This window comes from Marinobacter mobilis (genome assembly GCF_900106945.1).
Lineage (GTDB): Bacteria > Pseudomonadota > Gammaproteobacteria > Pseudomonadales > Oleiphilaceae > Marinobacter > Marinobacter mobilis.
Genome location: NZ_FNNE01000004.1, coordinates 197226 through 217127 on the forward strand (window position 1 = coordinate 197226; position 19902 = coordinate 217127).

The following is a 19902-nucleotide window of genomic DNA, read 5'->3' on the forward strand; positions in this document are numbered from 1 at the left end:
GATACGTGAACGAGAGGTTTTGTCCATGAATCTCCAGAAAATTGAAGATGAGGCGCTCCATCTGCCCAAAGAAGAGCGAGCGCAATTGATCCAGCGACTGGTTCTGAGCCTGGAGTCTCCGTCAGAAGAGGAGCTCAAATCCGATTGGTTGCTTGAGGCCCGACGTAGAGGCGAAGAGCTCGACAATGGCACTGTTCAGGCTGTGTCTGGTGAAGATGTCATGAGGAAGGCCAGAGCACTGATCAAATGAACTATTTTTTTCACCCGGCAGCGGAAGCCGAGTTCCTGGAGTCAGTTGGTTATTACGAATCAGAAGTTCCGGGATTGGGTGGTGCCTTCATAGAGGAATTTGAGGCCCTGGCCAATTTAGTTGGCGAGTCACCAAAAGCCTGGCAAGTCGAATTGCCTCCTGATATTCGTAGAGCGTCCCTTCACAGATTTCCCCTATCTATCGTTTATCGAGAGAGGCCTGATGGCTTCCAGATTCTGGCTGTTGCCCATGAACGGCGGCGTCCGCACTATTGGCTGGGCAGGCTTTAACAATCGGCTGCTCAGCGACCGATTTTCCGCCACTTCGCGGCTTCAAACCGGCGCGTGAGCCGGGCGTTAGCTGTGATTGCCTCACCCGCAAAGTGATACTATAGTATCACTATCAATTTGGATCAGGGTGAGCCCATGAAAGTTGAGCTTGTTACAAACCTTAAGCGCCAAGCCACAAAAATCTTGGCAGATCTGCACGTGTCTAAAGAGCCGGTACTGATTACGGAACATGGCCAGCCATCGGCTTATCTTGTTGATGTGCAGGATTACGAGTTTATGCAGCGCCGACTTGAGCTGCTTGAGGGGCTCTCACGAGGAGAGCGAGCTGTACTTGAGGGAAGAACGTACAGCCAAAGTGAGGCCAGGGAGAAAATGAGTAAATGGCTGAAGTAATCTGGACAGAGCCCGCCCTTCAAGAACTGGATGCCATCGCTGAGTACATTGCTCTAGACAATCCTGCTGCCGCAAGCGATCTGGTCCAACAGGTTTTCGATAAGACCGAGCGCTTGGAAAACTTTCCTCAATCCGGGCGGATTCCTCCCGAACTCCCCAATTCGGTATACAGGGAGGTAGTGGTTCCACCGTGTCGTATTTTTTATCGTGAGGATGAGAAGCGGGTTCTCATCCTCTATGTCATGCGAGAGGAGCGGCAGCTTCGAGCGTACATGCTTGGAAGCAGCTAACCAGGCGCGTTTGTACCCGGAAGATGACGTTTATGAGCTTGAGCCTGCCCTTTCAGTGCAGCACTATGAGGTCATCGAGCATCAGTTTTCACCAGAGCCGCGGGGGTAACCGGGGGCTCTTGCTTTGTAACCAGTCAATCAAGTTCGTTCCGGTCTGCGGCCTCCACCGGACGCCCCTGTCGGGCTGCCGCTTTTTTAAGCGTTAGGGAGTGAGGAAACACCATGGATCAGGCAGAGTATTGGTACGCGGTAGCTTCAGTGCTGCTGTTCTTCAAAATGTTTGCTATCTCCCTCTATCAGGGGTTCCATCGAATCGGAAAGGGCACCTTCAAGACTCCTGAGGATGCTGCCTTCGTCGGGCGCGAGCCCGCCAAGGAGGAGTTACCCCAGGTTCAGAGAGCGGCTCGCGCTTGGTTGAATGACCTTGAGAACATTCCCATTTTTCTCGCGCTGGGAATTGCCTACGTTTGGGTCGGTGCAGCCTCAGGTATGGCAGTTTGGCTTTTCCTCGTCTTCACGGCAGCACGCTATCTCCATACTTTCTTTTATCTGTGCGGGATTCAGCCGTGGCGAACAGTGGCGTATGCCGTTGGGGTAGTTTGCATGTTCGTCATGACCATTCAGATTCTCGCGGCACTTCCCTAACAAATAGTTGCAGTGCGTTCCGGCCTTCGTCCCACACCGGACGCCCTTGGCAGGGCGCGCCTAAACCAAAGCGCTATACGGAAAGAAGATCGATCGAGAATACGGCACTTCCCGTTAGAATCGAGCACCGGGAAACGCAAGGAAGCAGACAATTTGAGCATCATAGATTCGATTGACCACATCGTTCTGACGGTCGCTGACATAGACGTGAGTTGTGCCTTTTATTCCAAGATATTGGGCATGAAAATCGTCACATTTGGTGGTGGCCGAAAGGCACTGGAGTTCGGTGCTCAAAAGATAAACCTGCATCACTATGGTCAGGAGTTTGAGCCGCACGCGAAGATTCCCGTACCTGGTTCAAGTGATTTGTGTTTCGTGGCATCAGTTCCCATTCGGGATGTGCTTCAACACCTCAAGCAATTAGATGTAAACGTATTGGAGGGGCCTGTTTCACGAACAGGGGCCAAAGGCCCAATTACCTCCATCTACTTCAGGGACCCCGACGGGAACCTGTTGGAAATTTCCAACTATGATGAAACCGTATAACCATAACCAGTAGCGTAAGCGGACCGCTTTCCCGCGCGGTTGCGCCTCGAAACCGGCCGCTTCGCATGGCGTTATGCATAAACAAGGAGAAGTTATGACGTCACCAGTTATCATCGCTGCCATTGGAGCCGTTCTCTCCACGATTGCATACTTTCTGAGCGGTCGAATTAAGAATAAATACTGGCGAGGTTCAGCACAGATCGGTTCGATCGTATTTGGTCTTTTGATTGCCAGTTCGCTCTCCGGTGATACCAAGGTCGCTGCGGCTTCCGGGCAATACTATTTTTTCATAATGATTGCAGTCGCCGCATTAGCCAAAATTTTCGGTAAAAAACAGAGTAACGAGGTGGGTTAACAAGCCGCTCAGCTCAGCGCTAGGCATAAAACAAAAAAGGCAGGTGTCAGCCATGTTGGAGGATGGAATTCTCGATCAAGACGAATCCGTTGAACTGCTAAGCAACTAAACAAGATTCGTGGCGAATCATCAGAAATTGGAGAGCTGGCAAAAACGTCAACGTTGCCTGTTGATGAACCCGCTCCCGAACTAGAGTTGCGAAGGCAATTCGTTCCTATTCACATGGCACATGTGCCTTTGGCACCAGAAAGGCGTGTTTTCAGGCAACTGAAGCTCTCGGTGGTATTGCGGTTACGGGCGCAAAATCGCAAAAAGCCGTGGAGTATAGAGACAAGGGTATCCCTCTCACTATCGTAACCGAGGAGCATTGGGCTAGGTGCGGGAAACTTGGGTGAGTACCACCCACAAAGAACCTGGGCTGGACTCATTTAACTCGCCGCTGCGCAAAGCGTTGAAAGTGACAGGAAACGGATTCCAGGGGGAGAAGTATGAAGTGGTTTCTAATCTATACAGCGATGTTATTTGGCTTGTGGCATGCGATTGATTTGGAGGGGGATACCGTCTTACAAAGCGCTGTTGCTCCCCTGGCCTTTGCTTTCGTGCTGATAGCATGTCTGGTGTGGCTCGCTGGCAAAATCATTAAGCACCCCTCTTCGTCATCCGGTGACGCCGGTGGCGTCGGCACCGGTGGTTTTTTTGGTGGTGGTGACTCCTGTGGCGGCGGGGGCGGCGGGGGCGACGGGGGTGGAGGCTGCTAGCCTTTCAACAAGTCACGGAGGCGGACGCGTGAGACGCGCCGTTTGGTTTTTGCGTTATGCGTAGGATACGACGTTGATTAAGAAACTGTTCACAGAAAAGCTCTACGTGAAGATCACGCGCAACCGGTTTGAGATCATGAAGGTTTCAGGTGATCTTGCTGTTGAAGTTGTTTCACCTGCAGAACCCTTCAGTACATCAAGGCTTCTGATAGGGGAGTTTCGCTTAGCTGAACGCCATTTATCCGATGGCATTAAGAAAGTGTTGCCGAAGCAGTTTTTAAAGAAGAGCCCAGAAATACTTATGCATCCCCTTGAGATGATCGAGGGTGGCTTATCTGAGGTGGAAGAAAAAATTCTACGGGAAATCGCTCTTGGCACGGGTGCTCATAAAGTTGAGATCTGGCTGGGGAAGGAGCTGACACCCCAGGAAGCGGCCGAAAAGCTGGAAAATGCATAAAAGGCGCATCCGTACGTGGGCTGCGGCCGCCGCACGGCTGCTTAGCTTGGCGTTATGTGTAAGAAGCCAGGGGCAACTGAATGTCCAAATATTGGGTTGAATACGTACAGGAATATTGCCCCAGCCCGGTAAGTGTTGTGGTCCACCGACCGTTGGATTGTGAGTATTGGTCTGGCGCGACTCAGTTTGACCCTCCTCTCCCGGCGCCTGACATCGGAAAGGGTTATCGTGTCTATAAGGTTGAGGTCAAAGGGTATGAGCTCTCCTTTTCAAGCACGGCGGAGCTGGAGCACTGCATCGATGTTCTGTCCCAAAGACATTTACCAACAACCCGTTCCTTAACGGAACGATCCTGGCTGGGAAAAGGCCGTCAGCATCTTCATTGGTTGTCGAAGTTGCCCGGTGCGCTCAAGCCATATAAAGAACGGCAAGAAATTGTGAGATTACTGGGTTATCTGAACTCAGATAGCCAGTGAATCAAGCCGACTGATTTCCCGCTGCCGCCCCAGATCGGCGGCTTTCCATGCCCTTCGTTACTAACGGCGTATTACTGGCCGCGGCGTTCTGTCGGTGCCGAATGATCAGTTCTTAAGAGAAAAGCCGGAAGTGATAAAAAATCCGAAAATGACATAAAACCCGAAAGTGATAAAAAGCTCTTGTAGTCATTTGTGCACTGCTGACTTAGGCTGGCGTGCTTACTGACTGACACCACAAGATCAATTACACAGGAAAGTTGGGATATGAATTACGTATCGAAAGCAGGGATGGCTTCATTGATTGCCATATTTGGGCTGACGGCGGTGGGCTGTGACGGCGATGATGGACAGGATGGTGCGCACACGCGCGTCCTTGATCTGGCGCCGGGGCCGGTCTGCGCCAACGGTGGTGTTGAGTTCGGGATGGGCTTTGATTCCAATGGGGATGGCGAGCTCTCCGATGATGAAATCACCGAAACCAAGGTTGTCTGTAATGGTGAGGACGGTGCGAATGGCACCAACGCCCTGGTCAATCTGACGGCGGAGCTGGCCGGAGGCAATTGCGAGGCTGGCGGCTACCGCGTGGATACCGGTCTGGATAATGGTGATGGCGGCGGCACTGCGGGTAATAGTCTGCTCGAGGCTGGCGAAGTCGATACGACGAGCTATGTGTGTCACGGTGTTGATGGCTTTACAGTACTCACCACATTAACTGCAGCAGCACCGGCAAGCTGCCCGGACGGCGGCCAGCGTCTGGATATTGGTCTGGATAACGGCGACAACTCCGGTACTGCCCGTGATGGCACCCTGCAAACCGGGGAAATCGATTCCACGGGTTATATCTGCAGTGGCACGGACGGTGCCAGCGGTTCTGATGGCCAGACCACCTTGGTCAAGCAGGATACACCATCCATAACCGACTGCCCGTATGGCGGTGTGACCGTTACCTCTGGTCTGGATAACGGTGACGGTGGCGGTACCGCCAGCAACGCCGTGCTGGAGAGCGGTGAGGTGGATTACACCCATCATGTGTGTAACGGCGATCAGGGGGGCGGCGGATCCCAGTTGGTGGACAGTAACGGTGCGGTGCTCGGTTCCGTGTTGGGCGCGACCCTGACTGAGATCACTCTGCGTACGCCGGATCCTTACAATTATCTGCTCAACATTGCTTGGGATGGAAGCTTCCTGGACAAGTTCACCGTTTACTCTGCCGCTGGTTGTACGGGCGACGCCCATATCTATATTGATGGTACTCCCAATGTAAGTATTCCTGCGAAGAGTGCGTTTTGGGCGGGAAAGGAAGGGCAGTTCATGGTGCCCAATGGCACAGGCTCGATTGCCAATCAGTCTCTCAGTTATGAAAGCTTCTGGGAGGCGGGGAATTGTACTGAACTAACCGGTTCAGAAGATATGTGGGCTGCTACTCTTATGTCTGCCACCTCTATCGGTTTGCCGGCAACCATAACGCCGCCACTGTCGCTTCAGTAACCCGCATGGCGGGATGTCAAAAGCCCCGCGATTGCGGGGCTTTTTTATGTGGAAAACCGGGACTGATTTATTTAAAGGATGAGATCTACCAGGAGCGGTGGTTCGTCGATACTGGGCCGTGGAAGGGGGCACTAGTATTGGCTGAGTAAAAAGAAGAATCCGAGATATTACATGGAGCGATTGCTTCGGGTAGGCTAACCTACTGTTTATCGGGGACTTACCGATTTTCTGGAGTCGCTTTGATCCGGAGTTATCTGGAATCGGCTTTTTCGCAATATCGCGGAACGCGGTCTAATTGCTGTTAGGCAATAAGGCAATTTAAACTATGGAGTTTCAAACTGGAAGAATTCGATGGTTAGCAATTGGGTTAGCACTATTCATTTTTCCCTTAGTTTTTCTCGCAGCCAAAGATGGTGAAATTATGATAGCTCTGATACTTACATTAATATTTGGGCTACCAGTACTTTACCTATATTTATTCTGCGCCAAAATTAAAATGTCTAATCAATGTTTGGTTGCTAAATATCCATTTGGTGAATATAAAATGGAGTGGTCCGAAATAGAGAAGCTAGCAATTGGAGGTGGAAACTTAAAGGTAATTTCTTCATCTAAAACAATTACAATTCCTAGCTTCGAGTTTTGGTCTGGTCAAAATAGGCAAGAGGCCATTATATTGTTCAATAATTTAATTAGTAAAAATAATGTAAAAATGGCTGGCGCTTATCTAGCGCTAATTCCTACATTCAGAGCAAGCAAAAATGCCTAACAAGGCAATCAAGCGGACCTCCGCAAACTGTCACTTTTTTTGCGGGGCAAAAAAACCGCCACTTTGCTCCGGCAGCTTATTGCGGCGTTAACTAGCAAGCAATCACAGATGTACGCTCGGCTCAAACGTATCATGAGCCCGGATCTGGACTACGGGTCGTCACCGGACGATCCTGAGAAAGGCCATGTCCTGACCGAAGCGGGAATGGGGTCATCCATGACCGTTATACCCTGACGTTCAAGCTTCGGGCCGTTGGACTGGCGAATCACCGGCAGTGATTCGTGCCTTTATCGAGAAGAACCGGCCTGACTCCAGCGCCCTGGAATGGCCTTGCCGCCCGACCCTAAACGTTAGCTCTGTGGTTTGATCAGGAACTTCTCTCCGGTCGCCTGTTTACCGTAAACCGAGATCGCATCCAGTTGTAACGCACCGGCCAGGGATACTTCGTGAGTGTAGTGACTGGCGAACGTGGTCTTGATCTCGGCGGCTATGCGTTGGCGCATGGCGTGGTGGGTTTCCTTGCCCAGTTTTCCTAATACATTAAACAATAAAAAGCCGCTCACACCCCAGGCAAACCCAAACGTGCGGTTCAGCGTGATTGGGCCGCGATCAAGGCCGCCATAGATATACACCTGCTTGTAGATGTCGGATCCATACACGCTGTATTCCGTCATGTTGCGAGAGACCGCGACTTCCATGCAGGTGAGAATATCACTGGCCAATCTGCCGCCACCGATAGGGTCGAAGGCGATGGTAGCGCCGGTTTCAATAAGGGCTTCGGTCAGGTCTGCCATAAAGCTGTCGCTACTGGAGTTGACCACATATTTGGCGCCCATATCACGCAGCAATGTTTCCTGTTCCGGCTTGCGGACGATATTGACCAGGTCGATGCCGTCGGCGATGCAGATGCGGTTGAGCATTTGTCCGAGGTTAGAGGCGGCGGCCGCGTGAACGATAGCTTTGTGGCCTTCTGCTCGCATGGTTTCTACCATGGCCAATGCCGTCAGCGGATTAACAAAGCTTGAAGCGCCTTCGGCGGCCGTCGTACCTGGCTCCAGTTCCAGACAGCTTTGAACATTGGCGCAGAGATATTTGCGGTAGCTACCACCGCCAACGACCGCAACGGTTTTGCCCATCAGGCTTTGCGCGGCGGCTGATGAGCCAGCAGCAACGACTGTTCCGGCGCCTTCGTTGCCGACGGGTACAGGCTTGCCAACCCGCTTCTTAACAGCGCTCATGAACCTGGCCGGGACATCGGCACTGATGACCGGACGATCGGCACTACCGGATTGGCTGGCAGTCGTCATATCGGCCGCGCTGAACATCACGCCCAGGTCAGACGGGTTGATTGGGGCGGCTTCGATGCGGATGACCACTTGGTTTTCGCCCGGCTGCGGGATCTCGATCTCGTGCAGTGCAAGCTCAAGCCTGTTGTCTTCGCTAATGGTTGAAGTAAGCTCGATGTTGGTATCTGACACTTTTTTCTCCTGCGAAAGTTAAGTGGTCTGGTACGTTGCTAACCGGTGTTACCACATGAAAGGCGGGGCAAGCCCGTAGCGCCTGTGTGATCCGTGTCGGTGTGCTGTCTGATCGTGGTGATCACTGGGTTTAGAGTAGCTGACTTATCCGGTCAGTGCCCCTGAGAACGGCAGGCCATCGTCCGCGAAACCGCCTAACCCTTCCATCAAGAGGACGTCGCCCGGCAGGTCGTCGCCTCACAGGTCAAAGCATAGATTCAGGGGCCTCCAATCTCAGAAAGCGCCCCGAATTTTTGACGGTCATTCTTCAGTAGGCACCCTGGCTGTATATCAACTCGTAGCTGTGGCTATAGATTTCTAAGATGTTCCCAAACGGATCTTCCATATAAATCATGCGGTAAGGCTTCTCGCCCGGATAGTAGTAGCGCGGCTTCTCCATACGCTTTTTACCACCAGCAGCCACAATGCGTTCTGCCAGCTCCTCGACGTTCGGGTCTTGCACGCAGAAGTGAAAAACGCCGGTTTTCCAATACTCGAAATTGTCCTCGGGGCTAGTCTGGTTTGTGAACTGAAAAAGCTCCACGCCAATTCGATCTCCGGTTGATAGGTGAGCGATACGGAAGCTTCCCCAGCCTGCGCCGAATACATCTGTGCACATCTCCCCGATGGCGCTGTCGTCCTCTTCGATCTTGGTTGGTTTCATAATCAGATACCAACCCAAGACGTCTGTATAGAATTTAACGGCGCGCTCAAGGTCCGTTACGGATAGGCCAATGTGTGAAAAATTTCTTGGGTAAACGTTGCTCATTGCTTGTCCTCCTCCAATAAAGTGAGAAAAGGTTACATAGCGCTTATGATTACGTAAAATTATGGTTTGGAATTCAATAAAACACGGTTTGTAATGATAAATACGACCTGGTTACGCAGCTTTTGCACACTGGTTGAAGTTGGCCATTTCACGCGTACGGCTGAGCGGCTCCATATGACGCAGTCGGGGGTTAGTCAGCACGTGCGAAAGCTAGAGGAGCAGCTCGGCGCCGAGCTGCTTGTGCGGCAGGGCAAAAAATTTTCGCTCTCGGATACCGGCGAAAAGCTTTATGCCAGCGCGCAGGACATTCTGCTGGCGTTGTCGAATCTGGAGCAGAGCGTCGGGGAGGACTCACCCTATGAGGGGGCTGTGCGGCTGATGTCTCCGGGAAGTGTTGGGCTTAAACTTTATTCGCATTTGCTGGCGTTGCAGAGCGAGCACCCGAAGCTCATTATCGATTTTCGGTTTGCGCCAAATACTGACGTGGAAAATGCAATCGCTGAGTCTGCCGTTGATATCGGGTTCATGACGTCGAAATCCACCCTGGCCGACGTAAGTTGCACGCCGGTCGCGCAAGAGTCGCTGCTATTGGTAACGCCTGCTTCAGTCGAAGAGCCGGAGTGGGACACGTTGATGACGCTGGGCTTTATCGACCACCCCGACGGAAGTCATCATGCCAACCTGCTTCTCGGTGCCAATTACCCTGAATTCCAGCACAGTAACCTGTTTCCCAGGAAGGGATTCTCCAATCAGATCGGCTTGATTTTGGAGCCCGTAAGCATGGGGTTGGGGTTTACCGTCTTACCGGCACATGCGGTTGAAGCCTTCCAAAGGCCTGAGCAGATAAAAGCACACCGACTTGCTCGCCCGGTCAGCGAGACGCTATATCTTTGCGCCCTGCGGAAGAAGGCGTTTCAGAGGAGAATCGAAACGGTCATTGCCGAAGCCAGGCGATGGCTCTAAGCTGGACTGAAATTTACTAAAACGCGTCACTCGGACGCACTAAAGTGCGCCGCTGCTTTTGGCTTTCTACACAAGGAGTAGTCACAGACTATGGCAAGGAATCGCGGCCAGGGCGGGCCAATTGAATCAAGGTTGATCGGCCTCTTTGCTTCGCTGTTTTTCTCCATTCCCACCGCAGTTTTCATCTGGCTTGGGGTCAACAAAGAACTGGCATATTGGGGCGGGTTTCTCGGCAGCACCTATCTGGCCACCACTATCATCGTCTTTGCAGTATTGGCGTTGCTGCTCCCACAGTTATTTCCATCGATTCTTGGGGGCATCTGGCGTGGCATTCTCAAGATCGAGCGTTGGTGGGGCTGGTAGCCTTGTGTATAGCCAGTCAATCAAGTTCGATTCGGACAGGATGGCCCTGCACCGGGCAGCCTTGTCGCCGCGTTGCTCTGTCAAGGCTGTTGCTTATTTTCGGCGTTAGGTGGTTATGAAACAACCGATCTCGGGGTTCCACAAAGATGAATTCGACGATTGGGTTGCAGAATTAGCTTGCGGCCATTTTCAACACGTAAGGCACGACCCTCCCTGGCAGAATCGGCCTTGGGTAGAGACGCTGGAAACACGACATGAGATGCTCGGATATCGACTAAACTGCATGAAGTGCAAGGAAGGCGCTCCACCTGATGAGAGAGGTTAGATCATCCCGCAACGTGTCATGCCCACCTGACAAGTCGCTTACGTGCGTTCGCGGCCTGGCGGCCTTTTCTGGACGGCTTTCAGCCGCCGTTCAGCTCGGCAAATGAACCTTGTTGTTAAGTGTACAGAAGGAGATCCCCTGTGGGACTGAAGGGAAGCTGTTTGTGTGGCGAGATAAGTTACGAAATAGCGAGAATTCCCGTTGGCTCAGTGGCATGAGTTCTATCGCTACGTTCGAATCATCCCCTGGAAAATTGCGCCATTTTTGCAAACGCTGCGGTTCTCATTTGGTCGCGGAGAGACCTGTGCAGCCGCACGTCATTGTTCGGGCAGCCACGTTGGACGATGATCCGGGTTTACGACCAGAGGCTCATATTTGGGCGTCGCACGACGTGCCATGGCTTGAGTACGATACCGTCTGTAAGCATCGAGAATGGCGAGAAGACATTTAATTTTGGCGTTATCGCGCAATCAATTCAGGGACGTGAGTGTGAAAAAGATTCTTCTTCTGGCTGTGGTAGGTTTCGGTGCGTGGCACTACTACACAAATAACCTAAATTCTGCGGCTAGCCCTACGATCCGCTGGTCTGGGGAGGCTGAGGTTCCCAACGAAGCGCCTATTGATCATTCCCAACCTCATTTCAGCTGTGACGGGCGCCAGCATTGCAGTCAAATGACGTCCAGAGCCGAAGCTGAGTTTTTCACCAGAAACTGTCCAAACACAAAAATGGATGGTGATCGCGACGGGATCCCTTGTGAAAACGACTCCCGGTTCTAATAGCGACAGGTATACCAAGTCACGGCACTCGTACGGCCATAAAATGACCGCCGGACGCTCGTTAACTCGCGCCGCCGTGCTCTGCGTTATGTGTAGATGAAATCATGAGGCAAATTAAGATCAAAATCTTGTCCGGCGTGGGTAGCCCAGCCGGAAAGTGGGAGATCGTAAATTTTGACGAATTTCTCGTACATTATTCGCCACGTCTGGCAACGTCTGTCTCACTCATTAAACAATTCCCCCCTTTCCATATTTTGAACGAGGAGCTGCTTTCAGGCGGCACGGATCAGGGAATGAGTGGTGGTTGTTACTGGAAGCCTTTCGAGATTACAGAAGAAGAGTACAACGATATCAGAGACGAGATGCTCACATCACCTTCACATGATCTTGAGTATGACCCTGGTCTCGAGGATCGCAAAACCATTAATAAATGGTGTGGCGCAGTGATATCTCATCACAATCCAAGGCACCGAAGTGCCACATAACCAGACGGTCAGCCGAATCCCAAAAGCGTGGCGCTTTGGGGTCCCTCCGCTGGCGCTCCGGCGTCGGTTACCTCAGCGTTATGTGTGCAAGACAGAAAGGAGGAACTGATGAAGTCCATTAAGACCTCGCTCATGTTTGTCGGGGAACAGGCTGGAAAAGCCGAGGAGGCGATCAAGCTTTATACCTCTCTATTCCCTGGTTCAGAGATTATTGATCTTCAGCGCTACGAAGCGGGCGAGCATGAACCGGAAGGCTCTATCAAGATGGCCAGGTTTACGATAAACGGCACCGAGTTTATGGCGCTGGACAGCCATCTTGACCACCGATTTACCTTTACACCTTCGATGTCATTGTACGTTGAGTGTGAATCAATGAGCGAAATAGAGAGGGCATTTCGGGCCCTCGCCGACGGTGGCTCAGAGCTGATGCCTTTGGATGACTACGGTTTTAGCCAAAAATTTGGATGGTTGAATGATCGGTATGGCGTTTCCTGGCAGCTCAATCTGTCGAACCCGGGTGTTGGCAGCATCAACACATAACCACGCGCAACACGACGCAGCCTCCGGCTGCCGGACGCTCGTAAACTCAAGTCGCTGTGAGAGGGATTAAGGCGCATGGGAATTTCTTGGCTTCGCTCAAAAGGGGGTGCGCTCCTTGCAGCACTGCTGATGTACTCCGCATCTGCACACGCGACGAGTCAGTGCCCGCTGGATTTCGGCCAGAAGGAGCCTCTCACCGAGGTGCTGGGTTGGCTTGTTGTCGCAACAGGTATCATCGTTGGCATTCTGCTTTTCGCTTACATCATCCGACGTTCGCGCGGCAAACCTTGGGTCTCTCGATCTATCGTTATCACCATCGGATTTGCTGGGATGGTACTCGTGTGGCTCGGCGGATTCGCTCTAGGGTTTGTGAATTTTTTCTTCAGGTGCTGAGACTGCGCTTTAACCATTCATTCAAGCCGCCGCTATGCCCTGCGTTAGCCGTCAAAAATAATCGACTTGCGAGGTTTGGACCTTATGAAGATCAAGAAACTAAAGCTGTATCATTTTCCAGCCACTCGCAGTGCACGGGTTCGATGGGCCTTGCACGAAACGGTTGGCGATGATTTTGAGGTTCAGACTGTGCAGCTGTATAGCGGGGAGCAATATCGCGATGATTATTTGCTGAAAAACCCGAATCACAACGTGCCGTTGCTTGAAATCAGTATGGAAGATGGTTCTGTCCATCGAATGCTGGAAAGCGTTGCGATGGTGGAATGGCTTATCGACGCCTTTCCCGAACAGCGTCTTTCGCCACCCACCGGGCTGTCGCTTGAGCGAGCCGATTATCTCCAAATGCTGCATTTCGGAGGTACTTGGATGGATATGATGCTGTGGCAGATTCGGATACACGAACACGTTTTGCCTTCAGCACAGGCTGACTCGCGCACCATCGAACGATACCGACAAAAATTCGTTGAAGAAGTAGAGCCGCAGCTCAAGGAAAGGCTGGATCGGAACGCCTTCATCTGTGGGGAGGAATTTTCCGGCGCGGATATCGTCATTGGCCATAATGTAACTTGGGCGCGGGGCTACAAACTGTGCCAGGATGACATTTTTCGCGGGTACCTGTCCCGGCTTTCGAAACGTCCGGCCTTTCTGAAGGCGTTTGAAGATGCCCGTGACTTCTCGCCTGAAGTCCCAAACAAAGACCGAATGAAGAAATTTTCGGGTTGAAGTGACACTGACCGGTCTGGAAAAATCGGCGGTTAACAGCAGGTTGCAAATGCACCTGAACGTGGCCGTTGTTTTTTCCAGCTGAAGCCTTGGCGCAACCGATGAATAAGCTCACTAAAACCGGTCTGATCGGCAGCGTTGTAACCGCACTATGTTGCTTTACGCCCGTGCTTGTATGGCTGTTTGCTGCTCTTGGCCTGTCGGCTATGGTCGGCTATCTGGATGTTGTCCTATTCCCGATGCTCGGGGTTTTTGTCTTGCTGCTGCTCATCGGCATCGTAAAAAGTGCGAGAGAAAACAAAGAATAACAAAGCGATCAACGTTCAGCCCCTGCCGACTTTTGGCTCGTCGAACTGTCGGCAGGTGTTGCCACTTACTCAACCAGACGCCTGGGGAAGTGACCATGATTGCTTCGCCGATTGACCACTCCAAACCGGCGCATGTACCAGTCGTTATACCTAGCCACAGAGAGAATCGCTAAATGTCAGAATCCGTCTTTAAGTCGATATTGGTTGTCGCTGCTCTTTTCTTTACGGGCTTCTTTGCTGCGATTGTCTTACCTCCGCTGATTGAGAACCCCGATGTATGGGGCGCATTCACCGCAGGGTTTGTAAACCCATATTCCAGCGGCTATTCGATGGACGTCCTTGTTTGCTGGGCCATTCTTGCGGTCTGGGTGGTTTACGAAGCGAAGGCGTACTCAGTCCGCAAGGGGTGGGTGTGTCTGCTGCTTGGCATTGTCCCGGGCGTTGCAGTCGGGTTGGCTCTGTATTTGCTGCTGCGCGCAAAACAAATCAGGGTGGTCAGGCGTGATGGCTAACGATCGGGGGATCTGAATGAAGGCACGGCTGTGAGAGACGAGCTAAAAAGGCAACTGGATGACCGCTGTGCCGGGCAGAACGCATTAAAAGTCGCTTTTGGGTCAGTCTCAGTTGCCATCCTCGTGCTGTGTTTTGCGCCCCTCCGCGCTTAGGCCGTCATTCTCGCAACGGCTTTCCTGACCAGCGGGGCCACAATGGCAACGGTAGGAAACGCCACCGGCCACGTTGTTAGACAGCTTGTGACCCACTGTCTCGCGAATCCTGGATGAATCCCCTGTGAGATGGCAAGAACGAAGGCGGATACGATGCAGACCATGATGGCCGAAAGCAGGGCGCTGAACAGTATTGGGGCAAAACGGGCGGGAATACGCATTTTATTCTCCTGAGTGTAGTGCTCTGAGAGCAACGTTTAGATTGAGAGTGCACGTGTGGCGACCAGGGCGGATGCATATAAACCGAGCCCAAACACCGCATGCGTGATGAGGCTCTGCAGTCGAGCTGAGCCTGGTTTGGGTGTTCGGGAGGCGGCAATACCAGCACCCATGCCGGGCTGCATCAACAGGAAGGGTGCTGCAACGGTACCGATGCCAACAGCCAGCGCAGGACCAACGGTTGGGCTCTGAATCCAGGCGGTGCCCCAGATACCGACGAGTAAGGCGGCAAAGGTCATACCTGTCAGGTAGTGGGTCACCCAACCGATCATGTGCTCTCCCCGCACCGGGGCAGAAGCTGCAATGGAGTCATGACGAAACTTTCCTCGCGTCATGTAAGCGATCCAACGCCCGACCATTCCATAATTTGGGCGGGGAAGACCAAGCAGTGGTTTTCTCAAGATGCACCATAAGTCCATGGCCAGCGTTGCTCCAATACCCGTGAACACGATAAACAAAAGATCGTTCATGACTCTCTCCGTAGCTTGTTTCGATGTCGAACTGACGCTACGGTACAACTTCAAGTCAACTTTAAGTCAAGGGAAAGTATGGATATCGGTGAGGTGGCCAAGCGCTCTGGAGTTCCCGCCTCCACGTTGCGATTTTATGAGGAAAAAGGTCTGATCCGCTCAGTGGGCAGGCAGGGGTTACGCCGGGTTTTTGGGGGCGATATTTTAGAAAGGCTCGCCTTGATTGCTCTGGGGCGTGTTGCCGGGTTCTCTCTGGATGAAATAGCCCATATGCTGGGGTCTGACGGAAAACCCAATATTGATAGAGCGTTGCTGGAAAAGAAGGCGGATGAACTGGATAAGACCATTCAAACGCTGATGGCAATGCGTGAGGGCCTTCGCCATGCAGCGGTTTGTTCTGCACCCAACCACATGGAGTGCCCAACGTTTCGTCGTCTGCTCGGCTTAGCCGCCGCTGGAGCGATCAAGGGCGAAGGCTCCGGTAAACGACCAAGACGGAGGTGATCGGTCAGATTGCCTGTTTCCAGCCAGAGGAGGCGGCTGTGCATAAAAAGGCTTTTCTGGTTGGTGGCGGAGTTGGCGGCCTGGCGGGTGGCATACTCGGCTTTCTTTTCGGCTTCGGTGAGGAAGGCGTCGCGGTCGGCCTTGTGGTCGGCGGGGCTACTGGAGAGATTCTGGGGTGGGCCGTATCTGGCTAGCAGCTTGTTAGTGCTGACGCAGAATACGCAAAACAGACTGATATGATAGGGTTTTTGAGAACCTGTGGAAGGATGAGAATGATGCGGAAGGCGATTGGCGAAAACGTTTCCCTGGCTGGCCTGATCAACATAAATGACCAACCTGTCAGTATTCCGCAGGATGGGAAGTACACACATCTGCAGTTTCGCCGCTTTGCAGGCTGCCCGGTATGTAACCTTCACCTGCAATCGTTTTTTAGGCGTGAAGATGAGCTGAAAGCAAACAATGTCCATGAAGTCATTGTGTTCCATGCGAGCAAACGGAGCATGCTTGAAAGCGTGATCGATGTTCCTTTCGATCTGATTGCTGACCCGTCCAGGACGCTTTATAAAAATTTCGGCGTAGAAAGTTCCTGGAAAGCACTGTTCAGTTGTGATGTCGTCAAAAAAGCGATCAAAGGGATACGAAAGTTTGGCGTAAAACCCCCGCAAAGCTTAGAGGCGGAGCTTGGTTTGCCCGCTGATTTCTTGCTGGACGAGACAGGCAACATTCTGGCCGTTAACTATGGAACTCATGCCGATGATCAATGGTCGGTTGACGATGTTCTTGGTCTGTTGCCAGCCCGGAAAAGTTTGTAGGAAAGGCGCCGCCTGAAAGGCATTCACTCTTACGATCAATAAGCTGGTCAGTGAGCCGGCGTTAGCTGTAGACACAGGGAGCGTAGATACACAATGAACGAGATAACCCGAATCAATCATCTGGGGCTGAGGGTCAAAAATCTGGATACATCCAGAGCATTTTACGAGAAACTTGGGTTTGTCTTTATTAAGGGACCCGTCGGGCCTGAGCCAGTGGCCATCATGGAACATCCGTCAGGCGTTAATATCAATTTCATTCTGAATGCGGACCCAGGCTGCTCGTCAAATATACTCATGGATGTCGACGTAAAACATACCGGATACACCCATGTTGCCTTAGAGGTGACGAGCGCTGAATCTGCCTTAAGGTCAGTAAAAGCCTTGGGCATTGAAATTACCGGTGAGGTTGAGTTTGAAGGGGCAAAGTTCTTCTTCATACGAGACCCCGATAGAAATGTCATCGAATTCCATCAGCCAGCGGCCAGTTAGGGCCAGGTCTTTACCGTCTTATCACAGAGGGCTCGTCATTATGGAGAAAGTGCTAACCGGCCTGCTCATTCTGGTGGGCATCATCCACCTGCTGCCGATTTCGGGATTGCTGGGTGTCGAACGCCTGGCTGCCCTGTATGGCGTTTCAGTCAGTGAACCGAATCTTGAAATCCTGATGCGGCACCGGGCGGTGCTGTTTGGACTTCTGGGGCTTTTCCTGGTGTATGCCGCGTTCACGCCGTCGCTGCAAGCACTGGCGATCATTGCCGGCTTCGTCAGCGTGGTCTCCTTCATCGCCCTTGCCTGGTCGGTTGGCGGCTACAACGGTGCTATCCGCAAGGTGGTGGTTGTCGATGTTGTTGCGATAGTGGCCCTGAGTGCCGCAGCGGCCATCCATCTTATCGGCCGCAACCAGAGTTAGCCTGTCTGTAGGTGAACTCCCCGGGCGACATCGGGCCGCCCGGGGTCATTCGTGGTTAGGGCCCTGCGGGACCGTTGCAGTAGAGCACATCATTGGCGTCTTCACAGGTCCATTGGAATATCCACAGCCCGGTGTTGCGGTCGGTGCCCAGAATGTACTGTTCACCGTTCACGTCCGTGACATGGACGCCCCAGAAATTCGAGCCTTCTGCGTCGCCGTAATCCTCGCCGGCAATAAAGCGTCCGACTTCATGCATGTTCCAGGACACCACGCCTTCCCCCTTGCTGTTGTCGTGCAGGTGCCCTTCGCGCCACTCCACCGCACGCATGCCCAGGGAATACCAGCTGATGAAGGTCCGGTTAGGATTGGTCGGGTCGATTTCCAGATTGTGCATGGTCAGATCCCCGGCACCGGTGGCCAGGGCCGGATCGGTGGTTTCGGCCGGGGCGTAGTAACCCATCTCCCCCAGGTAATCCACGGTGACGCTCTGGGCATCTGGGCCCATGCCCCGTTGTACCGTGACCTGACTTGCGGTGTTGTTGAGGGCGTGGAGATAGCCCCAGCCATCGAACACGGCCCCCAGCGTAGCCACCAGCCCCAGTGAGGCTGGCGCGGGCAGGGCAGGGTTTGAGCCCTCACCATCGGGGCACAGGGCCGGGTCGTAGCCATCAATACCCAGAATCGCAAAGCCTGAGGAGCGCGGCACGAACAACATGGGAATACCGGCTTCCACCAGCATCGAAACCGAGGCTTCGCAGTTACCCGGAACCGCAGAGTTAAACACAATGCCTGCGCTGTAGCCGGCGGCTTCGACGGTTTGGGCTTTCAGGGTGAACGGGCAGCCGCCACGCTCAATCAGGGCAATACCGGCGCCGACATCGGCGGCGGGGGCTAGGTTGTCGCCGCAGGCCTGGCCGACAAAGGCGGTCTGGCCCACCACTTCCGGTATATCGGCACCCGGACCGATCTGTGGGACGTCACTGCCCTGGCTGGCGGGATAGCGTTCACCCCCGGCAGTGACGGCGGAGAAGAGTGAGTCGAAGTCCTCGTCGCCGCCATAGATCTTGTCGAAGCCGGGGCCGGCAAAGACCGCCGCATGGGCATTGCCTTCAGGCGTTGACAGGCCATGGACCGGATCGGGTTCCGGGTAGGTGGAATCGCCCAGCAGGATCGGGTTGTACGGGTCGTTGATGTCGAGGGTGATAAACCCGGCATCCCAGTACGACAGCACGGCCTGCCAGTTTTCGCCGGGTCCCGGGTCCATGTCGTTGACCCAGATATCGTGCAGCAACGGCGCGGCAAAACTGCCCATGAACAGCTGGCCGTCGCTGGCGATTTCCGGGTTGGTTGCAAGCCAGGACTCAATGCCGGTGGTGGTGATCAGTTTGGGGGATTGTGGCTTGGTGATATCGGCGATTTTCAGGTCGTTGAGGGCGACGTCGTCAACGATCAGCAGATAGGTCTGGCCGCCGGCCGTGGTCCAGGCAAAGGTGTTGTGAACCGGGAAATCGAGAAAATTCTGCTTTAACGCCTGGGGCTTGGCGGGGTCGCTGACATCCCACAGGGAGATCCCGAGCTGCCCCTGTTGGTGGCCACCATTGCCGCCACCCCGTGCCAGGCCATTACCGACCAGCGGTCCGCAGGGTTCAAGCGAATGGATCAGCACATCCCGGTCGCCGATCCGGGTGACCTTGACGTCATTGATCCGGGTTTGCGGGGGCGACTTGATCATGCCGATGGTGACCGGGTTGGCCGGGTCATGGATGTCTGAAATGTAGACGCCGGAGCGGGTACAGTCCGGTTCCTGGAAGGTGCCGATATAGGCGTAGCCATCATGCGCCCACACATCGGTGTACAGGCCGCTGGAAATGCCGCCGAGGGTATCGCGGCCGACGACATTGAAGCCGTAGTTCACATTGGCTGGCACATGTCCGTCCGGAAGAGGGGTATCGTGCAGCAGGTGTTTGTTGTCGGCTTTCGCGCCGTCTGATTCAAATTCCTGATCAGCCAGGGTGTGGGTCGTCAGTGTGGTGGATAAGGCGATCACTGCCAGTGAACGCCAAGCGTGAAATAAGGCCATGATGCAATCCTTGTTCTTGGAAGTGTCATCCCTGATTTGACACGGCTTCTGGTTTTATCAGTGCAATGACCGTCCTGTTGTCGTTGGTATTCGCTGCATCCGGTATGACAGCGAACAGCCATACCCGTGAAAAACATAGCAGGGTTTGCCAATGTGCCTTAGTTCATTTGGTTGCTTCTGAATTCCGGTCATACTTGTTTGGTATAAATCCATCGTTTGGAACAGTCGACTACCGGAGGCCCGTC

The 19902-nt window shown here is 53.2% G+C and carries 28 protein-coding genes and 1 pseudogene; 24 read left to right on the forward strand and 5 right to left on the reverse strand.

Annotated features, from left to right (window positions below; all coding sequences use genetic code 11):
• Positions 1–25 precede the first annotated feature (25 nt).
• The 10 genes from BLV11_RS07860 to BLV11_RS07915 all read left to right on the forward strand — a co-directional run bounded on the left by BLV11_RS07860 (position 26) and on the right by BLV11_RS07915 (position 6714).
• Positions 26–250, forward strand: coding sequence for an addiction module protein (locus tag BLV11_RS07860; RefSeq protein WP_091812418.1), 225 nt, complete (start codon positions 26–28; stop codon positions 248–250).
• The gene (locus BLV11_RS07865) at positions 247–540 is read left to right on the forward strand and encodes a type II toxin-antitoxin system RelE/ParE family toxin (protein WP_091812419.1); all 294 of its coding nucleotides are present in this window, start codon (positions 247–249) and stop codon (positions 538–540) included. Before BLV11_RS07860 ends, BLV11_RS07865 begins: the two co-directional genes overlap by 4 nt.
• A gap of 135 nt (positions 541–675) precedes the next feature.
• The gene (locus tag BLV11_RS07870) at positions 676–933 is read left to right on the forward strand and encodes a type II toxin-antitoxin system Phd/YefM family antitoxin (protein WP_091812420.1); all 258 of its coding nucleotides are present in this window, start codon (positions 676–678) and stop codon (positions 931–933) included.
• Positions 921–1223 carry a type II toxin-antitoxin system RelE/ParE family toxin gene (locus tag BLV11_RS07875; protein WP_091812421.1) on the forward strand — a complete coding sequence of 101 codons (303 nt, stop codon included), beginning with the start codon at positions 921–923 and terminating at the stop codon, positions 1221–1223. Before BLV11_RS07870 ends, BLV11_RS07875 begins: the two co-directional genes overlap by 13 nt.
• A 222-nt stretch (positions 1224–1445) precedes the next feature.
• On the forward strand, positions 1446–1868 hold the full coding sequence (locus BLV11_RS07885; protein ID WP_091812422.1) for an MAPEG family protein: 423 nt from the start codon (positions 1446–1448) through the stop codon (positions 1866–1868).
• A gap of 153 nt (positions 1869–2021) precedes the next feature.
• On the forward strand, positions 2022–2414 hold the full coding sequence (locus BLV11_RS07890) for a VOC family protein (protein ID WP_091812423.1): 393 nt from the start codon (positions 2022–2024) through the stop codon (positions 2412–2414).
• Between the two features lie 94 nt (positions 2415–2508).
• A complete protein-coding gene (locus BLV11_RS07895; RefSeq protein ID WP_091812424.1) occupies positions 2509–2769 on the forward strand; it encodes a hypothetical protein in 261 nt (86 codons plus the stop codon).
• 831 nt (positions 2770–3600) lie between these two features.
• A complete protein-coding gene (locus BLV11_RS07905) occupies positions 3601–3984 on the forward strand; it encodes a hypothetical protein (RefSeq protein ID WP_091812426.1) in 384 nt (127 codons plus the stop codon).
• A 740-nt stretch (positions 3985–4724) separates the two neighbouring features.
• Positions 4725–5948, forward strand: coding sequence for a DUF7151 family protein (locus tag BLV11_RS07910; RefSeq protein ID WP_091812427.1), 1224 nt, complete (start codon positions 4725–4727; stop codon positions 5946–5948).
• 325 nt (positions 5949–6273) lie between these two features.
• On the forward strand, positions 6274–6714 hold the full coding sequence (locus BLV11_RS07915) for a hypothetical protein (RefSeq protein ID WP_091812428.1): 441 nt from the start codon (positions 6274–6276) through the stop codon (positions 6712–6714).
• Positions 6715–7064: 350 nt separating this feature from the next.
• Here BLV11_RS07915 and BLV11_RS07920 read toward each other — a convergent pair whose 3' ends face one another.
• Positions 7065–8192 (reverse strand): zinc-binding dehydrogenase, encoded by a 1128-nt coding sequence (locus BLV11_RS07920; RefSeq protein ID WP_091812429.1) that lies wholly within the window; start codon positions 8190–8192, stop codon positions 7065–7067.
• A 307-nt stretch (positions 8193–8499) separates the two neighbouring features.
• On the reverse strand, positions 8500–9000 hold the full coding sequence (locus BLV11_RS07925) for a lactoylglutathione lyase family protein (RefSeq protein WP_091812430.1): 501 nt from the start codon (positions 8998–9000) through the stop codon (positions 8500–8502).
• Positions 9001–9093: 93 nt separating this feature from the next.
• On the opposite strand from BLV11_RS07925, the gene BLV11_RS07930 reads away from it, so the two are divergent.
• The 9 genes and pseudogenes from BLV11_RS07930 (at position 9094) to BLV11_RS07980 (ending at position 14449) form a co-directional block, all read left to right on the forward strand.
• A complete protein-coding gene (locus BLV11_RS07930; protein ID WP_091812431.1) occupies positions 9094–9963 on the forward strand; it encodes a LysR family transcriptional regulator in 870 nt (289 codons plus the stop codon).
• A 90-nt stretch (positions 9964–10053) separates the two neighbouring features.
• Positions 10054–10326 (forward strand): hypothetical protein, encoded by a 273-nt coding sequence (locus tag BLV11_RS07935; protein WP_091812432.1) that lies wholly within the window; start codon positions 10054–10056, stop codon positions 10324–10326.
• Between the two features lie 115 nt (positions 10327–10441).
• Positions 10442–10651, forward strand: coding sequence for a DUF3565 domain-containing protein (locus BLV11_RS07940; RefSeq protein ID WP_091812433.1), 210 nt, complete (start codon positions 10442–10444; stop codon positions 10649–10651).
• A 190-nt stretch (positions 10652–10841) separates the two neighbouring features.
• Positions 10842–11102, forward strand: a pseudogene (locus BLV11_RS07945) (GFA family protein); the annotation flags it as partial.
• Entirely contained in the window at positions 11084–11428 is a 345-nt protein-coding gene (locus BLV11_RS07950; protein ID WP_342707423.1) for an excalibur calcium-binding domain-containing protein, read from the forward strand. The pseudogene BLV11_RS07945 and the gene BLV11_RS07950, both read left to right, overlap by 19 nt.
• Before the next feature lie 593 nt (positions 11429–12021).
• Positions 12022–12453 (forward strand): VOC family protein, encoded by a 432-nt coding sequence (locus BLV11_RS07960; protein WP_091812436.1) that lies wholly within the window; start codon positions 12022–12024, stop codon positions 12451–12453.
• A gap of 477 nt (positions 12454–12930) precedes the next feature.
• Positions 12931–13629: a glutathione S-transferase family protein gene (locus BLV11_RS07970; RefSeq protein ID WP_091812438.1), complete on the forward strand. Its 699-nt coding sequence runs from the start codon at positions 12931–12933 to the stop codon at positions 13627–13629.
• A 101-nt stretch (positions 13630–13730) separates the two neighbouring features.
• On the forward strand, positions 13731–13937 hold the full coding sequence (merF, locus tag BLV11_RS07975; RefSeq protein WP_091812584.1) for a mercury resistance system transport protein MerF: 207 nt from the start codon (positions 13731–13733) through the stop codon (positions 13935–13937).
• 173 nt (positions 13938–14110) lie between these two features.
• On the forward strand, positions 14111–14449 hold the full coding sequence (locus BLV11_RS07980) for a DUF2834 domain-containing protein (protein ID WP_091812439.1): 339 nt from the start codon (positions 14111–14113) through the stop codon (positions 14447–14449).
• Positions 14450–14598: 149 nt separating this feature from the next.
• Here the strand turns inward: BLV11_RS07980 and BLV11_RS07985 are convergent, their stop codons facing one another.
• Entirely contained in the window at positions 14599–14823 is a 225-nt protein-coding gene (locus BLV11_RS07985; protein WP_281242758.1) for a DUF2798 domain-containing protein, read from the reverse strand.
• Positions 14824–14859: 36 nt separating this feature from the next.
• A complete protein-coding gene (locus BLV11_RS07990; protein ID WP_091812440.1) occupies positions 14860–15351 on the reverse strand; it encodes a DUF2938 domain-containing protein in 492 nt (163 codons plus the stop codon).
• Positions 15352–15429: 78 nt separating this feature from the next.
• On the opposite strand from BLV11_RS07990, the gene BLV11_RS07995 reads away from it, so the two are divergent.
• The 5 genes from BLV11_RS07995 to BLV11_RS08015 all read left to right on the forward strand — a co-directional run bounded on the left by BLV11_RS07995 (position 15430) and on the right by BLV11_RS08015 (position 17577).
• Positions 15430–15855, forward strand: coding sequence for a helix-turn-helix domain-containing protein (locus BLV11_RS07995; protein WP_091812441.1), 426 nt, complete (start codon positions 15430–15432; stop codon positions 15853–15855).
• Positions 15856–15893: 38 nt separating this feature from the next.
• Positions 15894–16049 carry a hypothetical protein gene (locus tag BLV11_RS18300; protein ID WP_175528308.1) on the forward strand — a complete coding sequence of 52 codons (156 nt, stop codon included), beginning with the start codon at positions 15894–15896 and terminating at the stop codon, positions 16047–16049.
• 78 nt (positions 16050–16127) lie between these two features.
• Positions 16128–16667: a redoxin domain-containing protein gene (locus BLV11_RS08005; RefSeq protein WP_175528309.1), complete on the forward strand. Its 540-nt coding sequence runs from the start codon at positions 16128–16130 to the stop codon at positions 16665–16667.
• A gap of 93 nt (positions 16668–16760) precedes the next feature.
• Positions 16761–17156, forward strand: a complete 396-nt coding sequence (locus tag BLV11_RS08010) for a VOC family protein (protein WP_091812444.1) — start codon at positions 16761–16763, stop codon at positions 17154–17156.
• A 40-nt stretch (positions 17157–17196) separates the two neighbouring features.
• Complete coding sequence (locus BLV11_RS08015) at positions 17197–17577, forward strand: phosphopantetheine adenylyltransferase (RefSeq protein ID WP_091812445.1); 381 nt, start codon at positions 17197–17199, stop codon at positions 17575–17577.
• Positions 17578–17632: 55 nt separating this feature from the next.
• Here the strand turns inward: BLV11_RS08015 and BLV11_RS08020 are convergent, their stop codons facing one another.
• Positions 17633–19657, reverse strand: coding sequence for a PA domain-containing protein (locus BLV11_RS08020; protein ID WP_091812446.1), 2025 nt, complete (start codon positions 19655–19657; stop codon positions 17633–17635).
• Positions 19658–19902: the final 245 nt, after the last annotated feature.

Excerpts from the sequence above, each read along its gene's own strand:
- BLV11_RS08020 (WP_091812446.1), bottom strand. The coding sequence starts at position 19,657 with ATGGCCTTATTTCACGCTTGGCGTTCACTGGCAGTGATCGCCTTATCC.
- BLV11_RS07910 (WP_091812427.1), top strand. The coding sequence starts at position 4,725 with ATGAATTACGTATCGAAAGCAGGGATGGCTTCATTGATTGCCATATTT.
- BLV11_RS08010 (WP_091812444.1), top strand. The coding sequence starts at position 16,761 with ATGAACGAGATAACCCGAATCAATCATCTGGGGCTGAGGGTCAAAAAT.
- BLV11_RS07970 (WP_091812438.1), top strand. The coding sequence starts at position 12,931 with ATGAAGATCAAGAAACTAAAGCTGTATCATTTTCCAGCCACTCGCAGT.
- BLV11_RS07860 (WP_091812418.1), top strand. The coding sequence starts at position 26 with ATGAATCTCCAGAAAATTGAAGATGAGGCGCTCCATCTGCCCAAAGAA.
- BLV11_RS07995 (WP_091812441.1), top strand. The coding sequence starts at position 15,430 with ATGGATATCGGTGAGGTGGCCAAGCGCTCTGGAGTTCCCGCCTCCACG.
- BLV11_RS07875 (WP_091812421.1), top strand. The coding sequence starts at position 921 with ATGGCTGAAGTAATCTGGACAGAGCCCGCCCTTCAAGAACTGGATGCC.
- BLV11_RS07865 (WP_091812419.1), top strand. The coding sequence starts at position 247 with ATGAACTATTTTTTTCACCCGGCAGCGGAAGCCGAGTTCCTGGAGTCA.
- BLV11_RS08015 (WP_091812445.1), top strand. The coding sequence starts at position 17,197 with ATGGAGAAAGTGCTAACCGGCCTGCTCATTCTGGTGGGCATCATCCAC.
- BLV11_RS07960 (WP_091812436.1), top strand. The coding sequence starts at position 12,022 with ATGAAGTCCATTAAGACCTCGCTCATGTTTGTCGGGGAACAGGCTGGA.
- BLV11_RS08005 (WP_175528309.1), top strand. The coding sequence starts at position 16,128 with ATGATGCGGAAGGCGATTGGCGAAAACGTTTCCCTGGCTGGCCTGATC.
- BLV11_RS07915 (WP_091812428.1), top strand. The coding sequence starts at position 6,274 with ATGGAGTTTCAAACTGGAAGAATTCGATGGTTAGCAATTGGGTTAGCA.
- BLV11_RS07935 (WP_091812432.1), top strand. The coding sequence starts at position 10,054 with ATGGCAAGGAATCGCGGCCAGGGCGGGCCAATTGAATCAAGGTTGATC.
- BLV11_RS07950 (WP_342707423.1), top strand. The coding sequence starts at position 11,084 with ATGGCGAGAAGACATTTAATTTTGGCGTTATCGCGCAATCAATTCAGG.
- BLV11_RS07990 (WP_091812440.1), bottom strand. The coding sequence starts at position 15,351 with ATGAACGATCTTTTGTTTATCGTGTTCACGGGTATTGGAGCAACGCTG.
- BLV11_RS07925 (WP_091812430.1), bottom strand. The coding sequence starts at position 9,000 with ATGAGCAACGTTTACCCAAGAAATTTTTCACACATTGGCCTATCCGTA.
- merF (WP_091812584.1), top strand. The coding sequence starts at position 13,731 with ATGAATAAGCTCACTAAAACCGGTCTGATCGGCAGCGTTGTAACCGCA.
- BLV11_RS07885 (WP_091812422.1), top strand. The coding sequence starts at position 1,446 with ATGGATCAGGCAGAGTATTGGTACGCGGTAGCTTCAGTGCTGCTGTTC.
- BLV11_RS07895 (WP_091812424.1), top strand. The coding sequence starts at position 2,509 with ATGACGTCACCAGTTATCATCGCTGCCATTGGAGCCGTTCTCTCCACG.
- BLV11_RS07940 (WP_091812433.1), top strand. The coding sequence starts at position 10,442 with ATGAAACAACCGATCTCGGGGTTCCACAAAGATGAATTCGACGATTGG.
- BLV11_RS07930 (WP_091812431.1), top strand. The coding sequence starts at position 9,094 with ATGATAAATACGACCTGGTTACGCAGCTTTTGCACACTGGTTGAAGTT.
- BLV11_RS07980 (WP_091812439.1), top strand. The coding sequence starts at position 14,111 with ATGTCAGAATCCGTCTTTAAGTCGATATTGGTTGTCGCTGCTCTTTTC.
- BLV11_RS07870 (WP_091812420.1), top strand. The coding sequence starts at position 676 with ATGAAAGTTGAGCTTGTTACAAACCTTAAGCGCCAAGCCACAAAAATC.
- BLV11_RS07985 (WP_281242758.1), bottom strand. The coding sequence starts at position 14,823 with ATGCGTATTCCCGCCCGTTTTGCCCCAATACTGTTCAGCGCCCTGCTT.